Origin of the sequence: Paraburkholderia sp. (genome assembly GCF_050742655.1) — a bacterium.
Lineage (GTDB): Bacteria > Pseudomonadota > Gammaproteobacteria > Burkholderiales > Burkholderiaceae > Paraburkholderia.
In genome coordinates this window covers 134,495-146,781 of sequence record NZ_JBOIGG010000002.1, presented here as the reverse complement: position 1 = coordinate 146,781, position 12,287 = coordinate 134,495, and the positions used below count along the sequence as shown (strand labels likewise).

14 protein-coding genes are annotated in these 12,287 nt (G+C 64.2%); 12 read left to right on the top strand and 2 right to left on the bottom strand.

What is annotated here, in order from left to right; genetic code table 11:
• The first annotated feature begins 54 nt into the window (after positions 1-54).
• The 8 genes from ACREXZ_RS03360 to ACREXZ_RS03325 all read left to right on the top strand — a co-directional run bounded on the left by ACREXZ_RS03360 (position 55) and on the right by ACREXZ_RS03325 (position 7,527).
• The gene (locus ACREXZ_RS03360; protein ID WP_431762615.1) at positions 55-1,170 is read left to right on the top strand and encodes an ABC transporter permease; all 1,116 of its coding nucleotides are present in this window, start codon (positions 55-57) and stop codon (positions 1,168-1,170) included.
• Entirely contained in the window at positions 1,163-2,089 is a 927-nt protein-coding gene (locus tag ACREXZ_RS03355; protein ID WP_431762614.1) for an ABC transporter permease, read from the top strand. Before ACREXZ_RS03360 ends, ACREXZ_RS03355 begins: the two co-directional genes overlap by 8 nt.
• A 43-nt stretch (positions 2,090-2,132) precedes the next feature.
• Positions 2,133-2,825 (top strand): biuret amidohydrolase, encoded by a 693-nt coding sequence (gene biuH, locus ACREXZ_RS03350; RefSeq protein ID WP_431762613.1) that lies wholly within the window; start codon positions 2,133-2,135, stop codon positions 2,823-2,825.
• A 2-nt stretch (positions 2,826-2,827) separates the two neighbouring features.
• Positions 2,828-4,447 (top strand): ABC transporter ATP-binding protein, encoded by a 1,620-nt coding sequence (locus ACREXZ_RS03345; RefSeq protein WP_431762612.1) that lies wholly within the window; start codon positions 2,828-2,830, stop codon positions 4,445-4,447.
• On the top strand, positions 4,444-5,127 hold the full coding sequence (locus ACREXZ_RS03340) for a cysteine hydrolase family protein (RefSeq protein ID WP_431762611.1): 684 nt from the start codon (positions 4,444-4,446) through the stop codon (positions 5,125-5,127). The genes ACREXZ_RS03345 and ACREXZ_RS03340 overlap by 4 nt, the downstream gene beginning before the upstream one ends.
• Positions 5,118-5,504 (top strand): oxalurate catabolism protein HpxZ, encoded by a 387-nt coding sequence (gene hpxZ / locus ACREXZ_RS03335; protein WP_431762610.1) that lies wholly within the window; start codon positions 5,118-5,120, stop codon positions 5,502-5,504. The genes ACREXZ_RS03340 and hpxZ overlap by 10 nt, the downstream gene beginning before the upstream one ends.
• Before the next feature lie 34 nt (positions 5,505-5,538).
• The gene (locus ACREXZ_RS03330; RefSeq protein WP_431762609.1) at positions 5,539-6,285 is read left to right on the top strand and encodes a GntR family transcriptional regulator; all 747 of its coding nucleotides are present in this window, start codon (positions 5,539-5,541) and stop codon (positions 6,283-6,285) included.
• A gap of 420 nt (positions 6,286-6,705) precedes the next feature.
• Positions 6,706-7,527 (top strand): class I SAM-dependent methyltransferase, encoded by an 822-nt coding sequence (locus ACREXZ_RS03325; RefSeq protein WP_431762608.1) that lies wholly within the window; start codon positions 6,706-6,708, stop codon positions 7,525-7,527.
• A gap of 31 nt (positions 7,528-7,558) precedes the next feature.
• On the opposite strand, the gene ACREXZ_RS03320 is transcribed toward ACREXZ_RS03325, so the two are convergent.
• Positions 7,559-8,206, bottom strand: coding sequence for a transglycosylase SLT domain-containing protein (locus tag ACREXZ_RS03320; RefSeq protein WP_431762607.1), 648 nt, complete (start codon positions 8,204-8,206; stop codon positions 7,559-7,561).
• A gap of 316 nt (positions 8,207-8,522) precedes the next feature.
• Between ACREXZ_RS03320 and ACREXZ_RS03315 the strand changes: the two genes are divergently transcribed.
• From ACREXZ_RS03315 to ACREXZ_RS03305, 3 genes are all read left to right on the top strand, one after another.
• A complete protein-coding gene (locus ACREXZ_RS03315) occupies positions 8,523-8,744 on the top strand; it encodes a hypothetical protein (RefSeq protein WP_431762606.1) in 222 nt (73 codons plus the stop codon).
• Positions 8,745-8,775: 31 nt separating this feature from the next.
• On the top strand, positions 8,776-9,408 hold the full coding sequence (locus tag ACREXZ_RS03310) for a GNAT family N-acetyltransferase (protein WP_431762605.1): 633 nt from the start codon (positions 8,776-8,778) through the stop codon (positions 9,406-9,408).
• 171 nt (positions 9,409-9,579) lie between these two features.
• Positions 9,580-10,851: a lactonase family protein gene (locus ACREXZ_RS03305; RefSeq protein WP_431762604.1), complete on the top strand. Its 1,272-nt coding sequence runs from the start codon at positions 9,580-9,582 to the stop codon at positions 10,849-10,851.
• 31 nt (positions 10,852-10,882) lie between these two features.
• On the opposite strand, the gene ACREXZ_RS03300 is transcribed toward ACREXZ_RS03305, so the two are convergent.
• Complete coding sequence (locus ACREXZ_RS03300) at positions 10,883-11,167, bottom strand: hypothetical protein (protein WP_431762603.1); 285 nt, start codon at positions 11,165-11,167, stop codon at positions 10,883-10,885.
• Positions 11,168-11,649: 482 nt separating this feature from the next.
• Between ACREXZ_RS03300 and ACREXZ_RS03295 the strand changes: the two genes are divergently transcribed.
• Positions 11,650-12,276 (top strand): ParB-like protein, encoded by a 627-nt coding sequence (locus tag ACREXZ_RS03295; protein ID WP_431762602.1) that lies wholly within the window; start codon positions 11,650-11,652, stop codon positions 12,274-12,276.
• Positions 12,277-12,287 lie beyond the last annotated feature (11 nt).

The following is a 12,287-nucleotide window of genomic DNA, read 5'->3' as shown; positions in this document are numbered from 1 at the left end:
GTTCGTGCGAGTCGATGCAAACCCATGCGAACCCATGCAAATGAAGGAGCCGCGATGCGTGCTGGTGCCCCCGCTGCACGAGTGCTGCTGAGTCTGTTGCCCGCGCTGCCGACGGTGCTGGCGCTGCTCGGTACGCTGCTGCTGTTCTCGTTGTTCCTGCTGGTGCAGGGACAACCCGTGCCCGATGCGATCGGGCTGATTTTTGAAGGCGCGTTTGGCTCGTCGTTCGCGTGGCAGAACACGCTGCTGCGCGCATCGCCGTTGATGCTGACCGCGCTGTGCGTCGCGCTGCCCGCGCAGGCGGGGCTGATCGTGATCGGCGGCGAGGGGGCGCTCGCGCTCGGCGGACTCGCGGCGGCGGTCGTGCCGTCGGTGTTGCCGGCCGCGACGCCATGGTTCGTCGCGACGCCGCTGATGGCCGTGGCCGGCATGCTCGCCGGCGGCGCGTGGATCGGCGCGGTCGGCGCGCTGCGGCAGTGGCGCGGCGTCAACGAGACGATCAGCAGTCTGCTGATGTCGTATATCGCGATCGCGCTGTTCAAGCATCTGGTCGAAGGGCCGTTGCGCGATCCGGCGAGTCTCAACAAACCGTCGACGGCGCCGCTACCCGATGCGATGACGATCGGCTCGATGCCCGGTCTGGAAATGCACTGGGGCCTGCTGTGGGGCGTTGTCGCGTGCATCGCGGCGTGGGTGTTCGTGCAGTTCAGCACGAAGGGCTTCGCGATGCGGGTGGTCGGCGGCAGTCAGCGCGCGGCGCGGCTCGTGGGTCTACCGGTCGACGGGCTGACGCTGGCCGCGTGCGTGCTCGGCGGCGCGGCAGCGGGACTCGGCGGCATGTTCGAAGTCGCGGCGGTGCAGGGCAGCGCGAACGCGTCGCTGCTCGCGGGCTACGGCTACGCGGGCATTCTCGTCGCGTTCGCTGCACGCCAGAATCCGCTCGCGATCGTCGTGTGTGCGCTGATGATCGGCGGCATCGAGGCGAGCGGCAGCCTGCTGCAGCGGCGGCTCGATCTGCCCGACGCGACGACGCTGGTCTTGCAGGGGCTGCTGTTCGCGAACCTGCTCGCATGGGAAGCGCTCGGCGGACGCATCGCCGCGTGGCGCATCAAGCTGCAGGCCGCGGTGCTCGCCGGCGCGCCGGTTCCGCTGGAGAGCCAGCATGCCTGAGATCCATTCGCCGATCGCGATCCTGTTCCTGTCGCTGTTCGCCGGCGCGATCCGCGTCAGCACGCCGTATCTGTTCGTCAGTCTCGGCGAGTGTCTGACCGAGAAGGGCGGCCGCGTGAACCTCGGGCTCGAAGGCATTCTGGTGTCCGGCGCGATGAGCGGCTATGCCGGCGCGTATCTGAGCGGCTCGCCGTGGCTCGGCGTGCTCGCCGCGGCGCTGGTCGGTCTGCTGCTCGGCGCGCTGCACGGGCTCGTATGTTCGCTGCCGCGCGTGTCGGACATCGCGTTCGGCATCGCGTTGATGCTGCTCGGTACCGGTCTCGCGTTCTACCTCGGCAAGCCGTTCATCGAACCGCAGGCGCCGATGCTGCCGTCGATCGATCTCGGCGCATGGACCGCCTCGCCGCAGTTGCACAACGCGCTGCGTATCAACCTGCTGTTCGTGATCGGTGTCGCGCTTGCATTCGCGTTGCACTGGGGGTTGCGCAGCACGCGCTGGGGGATGACGCTGCGGCTCGTCGGCGACCATGCGGAGACCGCGCGCGCGATGGGCTATCCGCTCACGCGCATCCGCATCGTCGCGACCGCGGCCGGCGGGTTGCTGGCCGGCATCGGCGGGGCGTACCTGTCGCTCGTCTATCCGGGCAGCTGGAACGAAGGGCTCTCGAGCGGCCAGGGTTTGATGGCGGTTGCGCTGGTGATCTTCGCGCGCTGGCGGCCGGTCGGCTGCCTGTGGGCGGCGCTGCTGTTCGGCGCGGCGGGCGCGCTCGGTCCCGCGTTGCAGTCGATCGGCGTGACCCGCGGCTACTACCTGTACAACGCGGCGCCGTACGTGCTGACGCTCGCGATCATGATCGTCAACTGTCGGCCCGACCGCACGCTCGCGGGCGCGCCCGGCGAACTCAGCCTCACCCGCTGACCTTATCGAAGCACCTTGAAGCCTGTTGAAGGATTCCGACACCATGAACCGGTTCATCGAAGCCCGACCTTATCCGTGGCCCTACGACGGCAATCTGCGGCCTGACAACACGGCGCTCATCGTGATCGACATGCAGACCGATTTCTGCGGCTTCGGCGGCTACGTCGACAAGATGGGCTACGACCTGTCGCTCACGCGCGCGCCGATCGAACCGATCCGCAGCGTGCTTGGTCCGATGCGCGCGCAGGGTTTCACGATTATCCATACGCGCGAAGGGCATCGCCCGGACCTGTCGGATCTGCCCGCGAACAAGCGCTGGCGCAGCCGGCGCGCGGGCACCGAAGGGATCGGCATCGGCGACGACGGCCCGTGCGGCCGGATTCTCGTGCGCGGCGAACCGGGCTGGCAGATCATCGACGAGCTGGCGCCGCTGCCCGGCGAAATCGTCATCGACAAGCCGGGCAAGGGCTCGTTCTGCGCGACCGATCTCGAGCTGATCCTGCGCACGCGCGGCATCGAGAACCTGGTGCTGACCGGTATCACCACCGACGTCTGCGTGCACACGACGATGCGCGAAGCCAACGACCGCGGCTTCGAATGCACGGTACTCGCCGACTGCTGCGGCGCGACCGACCCGGGTAATCACGACGCGGCGCTGCACATGATCACGATGCAGGGCGGCGTGTTTGGCACCGTGTCGGATTCGCGCGCGCTGCTGGCCGTGCTGGACGCGTGATCATGCAGGTCACCTCGCAGGCTGCAAGAATCGAAGCGCTGAACGCTGGCAAGTCGTTCGGCGCGTTTCGCGCGCTCGATGGCGTGTCGATCGACGTGCGCGCGGGCACGATCCACGCGCTGCTCGGCGAGAACGGCGCGGGCAAGAGCACGCTCGTGAAAGGGCTCGTCGGTTACGGCCTGCTGGACGAAGGGCAGATCGCCGTAGACGGTCGCGAGGTGCGGATTGCGTCGCCGCGCGACGCGCAGGCGCTCGGCATCGGCATGGTGTATCAGCACTTCACGCTCGCGGCGGGGCTGTCGGTCGAAGAGAATCTGCTGCTCGTGCGCGGCAGCCTGCCGTGGAAGATCGACTGGAAACGCGAACGCGCGGCGCTGACCGCGTTCATGCAGCGGATGCCGTTCCGTTTGCCGCTCGATGCGCCGGTGTCGACGCTCGCCGCTGGCGAAAAGCAGAAGCTCGAAATTCTCAAGCAGTTGTATCTGGGGCAGCGCTTTCTGATTCTCGACGAACCGACGTCGGTGCTGACGCCGCAGGAAGCCGACGAGGTGCTGGGGCTCATGCGCGCGCTCGCATCGCGGGGCGAGCTGACGGTGCTGATCATCACGCACAAGTTTCGCGAAGTGATGGCGTATGCGGACGACGTCACCGTGTTGCGCAAGGGGCGTCAGGTCGGCACGTGCGCGGTCGCGCGGACGAATCGGGATGAACTCGCTGCGTGGATGATGGGCACGAACAACGTTAGCAACGTGAGCGATGGTGCGAATGCGGTTGCGGTCGAGACTCCTCGTGCGGCGCGCGCGCCGGTTGCAACGTCGGCGGAGTTGCGTCTCGAGCTGAACGACGTGTCGATCGACGACGATCGCGGGCATCCGGCCGTGCGCGATGCGTCGCTCGCGGTGCGCTCGGGCGAGATTCTCGGACTCGCCGGCGTCTCCGGCAACGGACAGAAAGAACTCGTGGAGGCGCTGCTCGGTCAGCGGCGCGTGAAGGCCGGCAGCATGCGCGTTGCCGGGGCGCCGTATCGTGCGACTCGCGACGAGATGACGCGTCGCCGTGTCTTCGCGATTCCTGAGGAACCGTTGAAGAATGCATGCGTCGCTGCGATGAGCGTCGCGCAGAATCTCGCGCTGCGTGACTTCGATCGCGCGCCGCTGCGGCGCGGCGGATGGCGGCTCGACCGGCGCGCAATGCGGCAGCGCGCAGCGCATCTGATCCACGATTTCGACGTGCGTCCGCCGATGCCGGAACGCGCGATCGGCACGCTGTCCGGCGGCAACGTGCAGCGCGCGGTACTGGCGCGCGAACTCGGTCAGCCAGTCGACGTGCTGATCGTCGCGAACCCGGTATTCGGTCTCGACTTCGCGTCGGTCGCGGACATTCACGCACGCCTGATGGTTGCGCGCGCCGCGGGTGCCGCGATCCTGCTCGTCAGCGAAGACCTCGACGAACTCCTCGAACTCGCGGATCGCATCGTCGTGATCGCGGAAGGCGAGTTTGTGTTCGAAACGCTTGCCGCGCACGCGGAACGTGCGGTGCTCGGTGGTCATATGGCGGGGCATCGCGACACTGCTAACAACGCCGCGCTCGATGCGGGCGTGTTGAAGGAGGTCGCCGGATGAGCACGACTGTGGCGGCCCAACCCGGGCCATTTATCTTCGAGGCCGCCCGCACCGCACTCGTCGTGATCGACATGCAGCGCGACTTCATCGAACCAGGCGGTTTCGGCGCCGCGCTCGGCAACGACGTGACGCTGCTCGCCGACATCGTGCCGACGGTCGCCACGCTGCTCGCACTCGCGCGCCGCGACGGCTGGCTCGTCGTGCACACGCGTGAATCGCACGCCCAGGACCTGTCCGACTGTCCGCCCGCGAAACGCCTGCGCGGCGCACCGCACGCGCGGATCGGCGATGCGGGTCCGATGGGACGCATCCTGATTCGAGGCGAGCCGGGCAACGCGATCGTCGATGCGCTCGCGCCGCTCGACGGCGAGGTGGTGATCGACAAGCCGGGCAAGGGTGCCTTTTATGCGACGACGCTCGACAGCGATCTGCGTGCGCGTGGCATCACGCACCTGGTGTTTGCCGGCGTGACGACCGAGGTCTGCGTGCAGACGTCGATGCGCGAAGCGAACGACCGCGGCTACGACTGTCTGCTGATCGAGGATGCGACCGCGAGCTACTTCCCGGCGTTCCGGCAGGCGACGCTCGAGATGGTGCGCTCGCAGGGCGGCATCGTCGGATGGACGGCGCCGTTCGTCGCACTGACCGAAGCCACGGAGAGTGAACCACGATGGAAGTGAACCGGCCTGATGTCGTCGCGGAGGTGACCGCGGCGTTTGTTGCGTATGAAAAAGCGCTCGTTGCGAACGACGTCGCGACGATGAACGCGCTGTTCCGCGATGCGGACGAGACGGTCCGCTACGGCATCGCCGAGATCCAGCACGGCGGCGCGGCGATTCGCGCATGGCGCGAAGTCTGCGCGCCGGTGCCGCCGTCGCGCACGCTGCATCGCACGGTGGTCACGACGTTCGGCGCCGACTTCGCCACCGTCAGTACCGAGTTCACCAGCGATGCGACGCCGCTGCTCGGACGGCAGATGCAGACGTGGGCACGTACCGGCACCGATGGCGGATGGCAGGTCGTCGCGGCTCACGTCAGTCTTATCGCGGCCCCGTGAAATGTCGATAATGACGAAAAACGGGCCACGAACCATGAGCGACGATTCTGAAGTGACAACGGAGACTGGGGTGGAGACAGCCGCCGGACCGGGCACGACCCCCAACGCGCTGGCCGAGCAGGTCTACCAGAAACTGAAGAGCGACATCTTCAGCTTCCGGCTGTTTCCCGGCGACCGCTTTTCCGAAAGCGACATCGCGCAGCACTACGGTGTGTCACGCACGCCGATGCGCGACGGGTTGTTCCGTCTGCAGCGCGAGGGCTATCTGGAAGTGGGTTTCCGGCGCGGCTGGAAAGTCGCGGCGATCAACTTCGATCAGCTCGATCAGCTGTACGACCTGCGCATCGTCCTCGAACTGGCGTCGATCGAACGGCTGCCGGGTGCCGGCGACACCGCGCATGCGTCGATCGATGCATTGCGACGTGTCTGGTGCGTCGAGCAGGACGCGCGTATCGACGATCCGGTGAAGATGTTCGGCATGGACGAGAATTTTCATCGGCAGCTGGTGGCCGCAACGGGCAACGCGGAGATGCTGCGCGTGCACAACGAGGTGACCGAGCGCATTCGCATCGTGCGGCGGCTGGATTTTCTGAAACCGCATCGCACGAGCGCGACCTACGACGAGCACGCGACGATGCTTAATCTGATCGACCGCAACCGGCTCACCGAAGCGCTGATCCTGCTGCGCGCGCACATTACGCAGAGCAAGCTCGAAGTGCGCAAGATCACGCTGTCGATGCTTGCCGAAGCACGCGATAGCAAGCTGCCGTTCGTTTCGTGAACGTGCTGGCTGGTGCTGGAATGCGGCACACGTAGTGCGGTTTCGACGTGCACTGTAGCGGAACGCTTCACGAGACGTTCTGCGTTTTTCCTGTTCGATCTCTTGTCAGATGGATCCGGATTGCCCGTTGTTTATGCGGCGGCGCATCGTATAGAACCCATTCATCTCTCGCCGGTCACGCGCACGAAGTGTATGCGCGCGCACGCAGCGTCGCATCTCCGCAGGCGTAGTCTCGATCGCACGGTGTGGCGAACACACGTTGTACATCTTCCGTGTGATGTCGCACTCAACCCCTTCAACAATAACTGCGAGACCTCGTCTTATCGACGGCGACCGGCGTCCCGATCCCAATGAAATGGCGATCCAGAGTCGTCCGCGATAGACCTGTTTAACGGCAATGCTCATACGGGGAGCGTGTCCATGAACGTCCAGCCTTCGTTCGACCAGATAAACCGGCGAGCGTGGAATTCGCGCGACGCGTTGCGCGAATTCACACGCGACAAGACATGGACCGATCCCGGCGAGGAGGCGGCATTCGCGTGGTGTGAAAGCGAGTGTCACGATCAGCCTCTACTCGATATCGGTATCGGCGCGGGCCGCACGATACCGCTGATGAAACAGATTTCATCCGACTACACCGGCATCGACTACACGGCGAGTCTGCTCGACGAAGCGCGCGCCCGTTTCCCGGACACCACGCTACATCAGATGGACGCGCGCGATATGTCCGCGCTGCCGTCCAGTCACTATGCGTTGACCGCGTTCAGCTGGAATGGCATCGACTGCGTGAGCTATGAGGACAGGGTGCTGATCCTGAAGGAGATGTTCCGGGTGACCCGGCCGGGCGGCCTGGTGCTGTTCTCCTCGCATAATCGCGACGGCCCAGGGTTCCGCGAAAACATCTGGACGCTGATGCCGCGCTTCACGTTCAATCCGCTGCGCTATGGATGGCGTACGCTGCGCACGATGCGCGTGCTCCCGCTCTCCAGCTACAACTATGTGCGTCATTCGCGCTTTCATCGCAACCACGAGGGGTATTCGATCAAAACGGCATCGGCGCATTACTTCGGGATTCTGATCGTCTACACGACGTTGATCGAACAGCGTCGGCAACTCGCGTCGCTGGGTTTCATGCCGGGGGTCGCGTTCAGTTGTAGCGATGGCCACTGTATTGGCGATGCCGTGCAGACGGACGACGCGTGGTGGCTGCACTTTGTTGCGCGTAAACCGCCTGCTGCGTGAAGCGCGAGAACGAGATTTAAAACCTCGCGTTTCAGCTGTCAGACCCAGTGTCCGTGCAGTCCGTCGCCAGGCCCGGTGTCGGGGTACTGGTGTTGCAATCCGACGGCGCAGTGGGCTGCCCGTAGCGAACGGGCAGCACGCGCGCGTCGTCCGGTTGAGCCCGCACGCTACTCGTGGGATACAGCCGCGCATTGAAGTTCTTCATCTGCGACATGACTTTACGTGCGTAACCGCGGCCACCGCCACTGTAGCGAAACAGCGCGGCGTCCAGATCGCCGTCCGCGGCATCGAGGTAGTCGCGCAGAATCGTGGACCCGATACGCACATTGACGGTGGGATCTGAGAGATCCTTCGCGTGCGCGATCAACCGGGGATGCGCGGACGGCAGAATCTGCATCAGGCCGCGCGCGCCGGCGCTGCTGACCGCATGACGGTCGAAGCCCGATTCGATGGACATCACAGCAAGCAACAGGACCGGGGACATCGCCTGATGTTGCGCTTCGTTGAGCACGGCGTCAGCGATGCGGACCGAGTCGTTGCGGGCCACGCGAAACTGCTCACGTAGCATCGTCACGATATCGCTCGAGGCGAGCGCCGCGGTATCGTTGTGCGTGTCGTCGTGCAGGTCGCTCGCGGCGAAGGGAACTGCTGCCAGTGACTGCGCACCGGCGCCTGTCACTGGACCTGCCAGCAACAGCGCAGCAAATACGGCTGCGAATGCGGGACGCCACGGAAGCAATCCCGGCTGCCCGATTCCATTCTGGTTTCTATTCCCGTGCATGTGCTCGACGACTGGTTGGGGTGCGGAAACTGTAGGCGATCCAGGAGGGCAATTTCCGCAAAGAAATACGGGTGCCGTATAAAGGATTTATCAAGATCGATGCGCACGCCGCGGCGTATACGCGTTTTTTCTGCTTTCATTCGAGCTGTTTATCCCATCGATATCCGGCGACTGTCAGACTTCGATCGTCCACTGTCTATAGACGAGCGGTGCCATGTCTGATTTCAACCTTCCGCATTACGCCGGTGCAGATCATCTTCCGCAGGATTCGCGACACCGGTCGGGTATTGCCGCAAGGCAGGTCCGCCGACGCGTACTGGTCGCGTCCGCGGTCGCGAGCGGCGTGGTTGCGGCGGGTGCGATCGCGGTCGGTTTGCCGGCTGCAGGCATTGCGGTTTATCTGGTGGCCACGTTGCCGTTCACGTTCTTCTCCTGAGTTTTTCTGAACGCGAGGCAGCGAGGCCGCCATGTCAAAGCACGTACAACGGGTTCAGTCGATCAAGGTTGCTTATGTTCGTCGCGGGGTTCAACCCGTCGACATACGCCGGTTCGATCCCGCGCGCGATGCGTTCGACGAACTGACCGACATGCTGCATCGCGCGTTTGCACGGCTCGGTGCGATGGGACTCGATTGCACGTGCGTCGATCAGCCCGTGTCGGTGACGCGATCGCGTGCGATGCGTGGCGACTGTCATGTCGCGGTATGCGACGGCCAGATCATCGGCACGATGACGCTCGAAGCGCCTGATCGAAACTCGCCGTGCGAACTCTATCAGCGTGACGACGTCGCGAGTGTGCGACAGATCGGCATCGATCCTGCATGGCAGAACCGGGGCATTGGCACGCTGCTGCTCGCGCTTGCCGATCACTGGGCCGCGACGCGCGGCTACGCTGAACTGGCGCTCGACACGCCGTATCCCGCCGCGCACCTGATTGCGTTTTACCGCAGCCAGGGCTTCCGGATCGCGGACACCATGCGTTTCGAAGGCAAGCACTACGACAGCGCGATTCTCAGCAGGTCGGCAGTTGCATCGCGTGCACTCGCAGCGTGGTCGCGCCGGATCGAACTGCCGCGCGACGTGATCGCGTGTGCAGCCTGAATGCCGCCTGAGTCTTTTCTCTTCGTTCTTCCTGTGTTGACGCACGGTGACGGCCTGCTAGACTAATGCGCAGCTGGGCCATGTATGCCGTAACTATGGAATAGGTCGACACATGGTGCGTCCCGTTCCGTTTTCGCCAACGTCGGTTCGTCATTCTCCAAAAGGCAAACGATGAGCAAGGTTCGGGAGGCAGGCGTGCCTGCACAACAGACGCGCCGCGTCTGGCTAAAGAGCGCAAGCGCACTGGCCGCGTGGTCGGCGGTGGGTTCGATCGCGGCGACGCCGTCTCAACCTGCTGCACGCGCGCAATCGAAGTCCGTCGCGCACGCGCAGTCGGGCAAGCCGCTGTTTGCTTATGTCGGCACGTACACACCGAACGGTCTCGGCATTCACCGCTTTCGGGTGGACCGCGCGACCGGCAAGCTCGACGCGCTCGAACCGCAGCGCGGTATCGACAACCCGAGCGCGTTGCTCGTCGACCCGCAGCAGCGTTTCCTGTTCGCGGTCAGCGAGGTGAAGAACTACAACGGCACGACGAACGGCTCGGTCAGCGCTTATACGATCGAGCAGGGTACCGGCGCGCTGCAACTGATCAACACGGTCGACTCGCAAGGTGCGGGGCCTGTCTTCTTGAGTCTGCATCCGAACGGCCGCTTCCTGCTGGTGGCGAATTACAACAGCGGCAGTGTCGCGGTGTTGCCGGTCGCTATCGACGGTGTACTCGGCGACGCGTGTTCGGTGCAGCGTCCGCAGGCGCCAGCCGGTGCGCAGCACGCGGCGGAGGGCGTGCCCGGCAGCTTCGCGATCAGCGATCACGACGGTCCGCATGCGCATGCAATCGTGCCTTCGCCCGACGGCCGCTTTGCAATCTCGACGGATCTTGGCGTCGATCGTACCTACGTGTGGAAGTTCGATGCGACGACCGGTGCGTTGTCGTCGAACGATCCGCCGTTCGTCGCGGCATCGGCGGGTGCCGGTCCGCGGCATCTCGCGTTTCACCCGAACGGCCGCTACCTGTACGAAGTGACCGAGGAAGCGTCGACGCTCGTGTTCTACGAATACGATGCCGCGTCCGGCGCGTTGACGCAGCGGCAGTCCGTGTCGACCTTGCCGCCGGGATACCAGGGAACCAGCTTCGCGTCGGAGATCGTGCTGTCGCACGATGGGCGCTTCGTCTATGTCGCGAACCGTCTGCACGACACGATCGTGCAGTTCCGCATTGCAGGCGATGGGCACGTCGAGCGTCTGCACGAGGTGCCGACGGGCGGCGACTATCCGCGCGTGATCCGCTTCGATCCGTCGGGCCGCTTTCTGTATGCGCTAAACCAGCGCAGCGACCACATCGCGGTCTTTGCCGCCGATGCGGCAACCGGCAAGCTGCGCTTTACGGATACTTACGTAGGCGTGGGCAGCCCGTCGGATATTGTTTTCGCGTCGGTTTGAGGTCCGAACCGGGAGCGAGTGCGGGATGACCTTAAAGGTCGTGCGCGGCCTTTCGCAGCAGATCGCCAGGCGGCGTGTGGTTGTTGATCCCATCGACGATGTCGGCGAGAAACCACGGCAGGATCAGTTGCGTGTTGGGGTCGCTCACGCCGACACGCAGCACCGGCACGTGGGCCTGCCTTACATTGGGTGCATCTGACGTATGTGACGCAGGTGACGTAACCGTTGCCGCCGGAACGTCGTTCGTATCGGACCACGCAGGCGCGGATGCGGCGGCAGACAGCATCAGTACAGCGGCGCAAGCAAAGACTTTCATAAATACCTTCCTGAGGATAAGACTCGGGTGAAGCCCGGAACGTCTGTCGAGACGCCACGTGCTTCATTGTCCATTCTAGTCGACCTGCGGGACGCGTGAATTTGCCGAATCTTTGCCTTTGTATTACCGAAGATGTGCGCCTGATGCTTCAGTAAGGCACGTGATCAGCCGTCGATCGGACCCACCGTCCGCGAGGCTGCCTGCCGGTTCCTTATCACCGCCGCCTCCGCCGACATCGTCGAGAAAGCACAGCGTGTTGGTCGAAGCCACTGGAACAAAACGACCTCTCCTTGGCGTGGGTCGCCGGAGCATGAAATCGACAGCCCGATGAAGGCCATGCGAAAGATTGGCGCGTGCGTGGGTGTCAAGCATCGTTAATCAACCGGGCAAGGACCGCTCAAAGGTAGAACGCGCTATTAACGCCGCGGCGGTTCCGCTGTATCGTGCCGACATTGCGATACGACATTTAAAAAGGGGAGATCATGACGCTTGGCACCGATGTTCATCTCGTTCCTGCAAAGCTCGAAGCATTGCGTCCCACGCAAATGACTGTGGGATATCGGGAGGTCAAGGCAAAGCGCAAGCACTGGAAGGCGCTCAACAAGCAGGCCCGCAAGGCGGCAATCGACTCGCACTGGTTTCCCGCGGTGCTTGGACCCGGCAACGAGTACTTCATCGTCGACCACCATCATCTGGGGCTCGCGTTGATCGAGGAAGGGGTGAGCGACGTCAAGGCGATGCTGCTCAAAGATCTGTCGTGGCTCGACGAGACGATCTTCTGGCGAATCATGGAACATAACCAGTGGGTGCATCCGTTCGGCGCCGACGGCACACGACACGACTACAGCCGCCTGCCCGGCGTGCTGACCCAGTTGAAGGACGATCCCTACCGAAGTCTTGCCGGCGAGTTGCGTACGGCCGGGGGCTATGCGAAGGACACGACGCCGTTCAGCGAGTTTCTGTGGGCCGATTACCTGCGCCCGAAAATCACGCTATCGAACATTAAAAAGGACTTCGCGAAAGCACTCGACGCGGCGCTGGATCATGCGCACGGACAGGACGCGCGCTATCTGCCGGGATGGTCCGGTCTGATCGCGCCAAGGGGTTAAGGCCGGGCCGA

Bases quoted from the DNA above. Each gene is read 5' to 3' on its own strand.
- ACREXZ_RS03360 (WP_431762615.1), top strand. From the start codon at position 55: ATGCGTGCTGGTGCCCCCGCTGCACGAGTGCTGCTGAGTCTGTTGCCC.
- ACREXZ_RS03355 (WP_431762614.1), top strand. From the start codon at position 1,163: ATGCCTGAGATCCATTCGCCGATCGCGATCCTGTTCCTGTCGCTGTTC.
- biuH (WP_431762613.1), top strand. From the start codon at position 2,133: ATGAACCGGTTCATCGAAGCCCGACCTTATCCGTGGCCCTACGACGGC.
- ACREXZ_RS03345 (WP_431762612.1), top strand. From the start codon at position 2,828: ATGCAGGTCACCTCGCAGGCTGCAAGAATCGAAGCGCTGAACGCTGGC.
- ACREXZ_RS03340 (WP_431762611.1), top strand. From the start codon at position 4,444: ATGAGCACGACTGTGGCGGCCCAACCCGGGCCATTTATCTTCGAGGCC.
- hpxZ (WP_431762610.1), top strand. From the start codon at position 5,118: ATGGAAGTGAACCGGCCTGATGTCGTCGCGGAGGTGACCGCGGCGTTT.
- ACREXZ_RS03330 (WP_431762609.1), top strand. From the start codon at position 5,539: ATGAGCGACGATTCTGAAGTGACAACGGAGACTGGGGTGGAGACAGCC.
- ACREXZ_RS03325 (WP_431762608.1), top strand. From the start codon at position 6,706: ATGAACGTCCAGCCTTCGTTCGACCAGATAAACCGGCGAGCGTGGAAT.
- ACREXZ_RS03315 (WP_431762606.1), top strand. From the start codon at position 8,523: ATGTCTGATTTCAACCTTCCGCATTACGCCGGTGCAGATCATCTTCCG.
- ACREXZ_RS03310 (WP_431762605.1), top strand. From the start codon at position 8,776: ATGTCAAAGCACGTACAACGGGTTCAGTCGATCAAGGTTGCTTATGTT.
- ACREXZ_RS03305 (WP_431762604.1), top strand. From the start codon at position 9,580: ATGAGCAAGGTTCGGGAGGCAGGCGTGCCTGCACAACAGACGCGCCGC.
- ACREXZ_RS03300 (WP_431762603.1), bottom strand. From the start codon at position 11,167: ATGAAAGTCTTTGCTTGCGCCGCTGTACTGATGCTGTCTGCCGCCGCA.
- ACREXZ_RS03295 (WP_431762602.1), top strand. From the start codon at position 11,650: ATGACGCTTGGCACCGATGTTCATCTCGTTCCTGCAAAGCTCGAAGCA.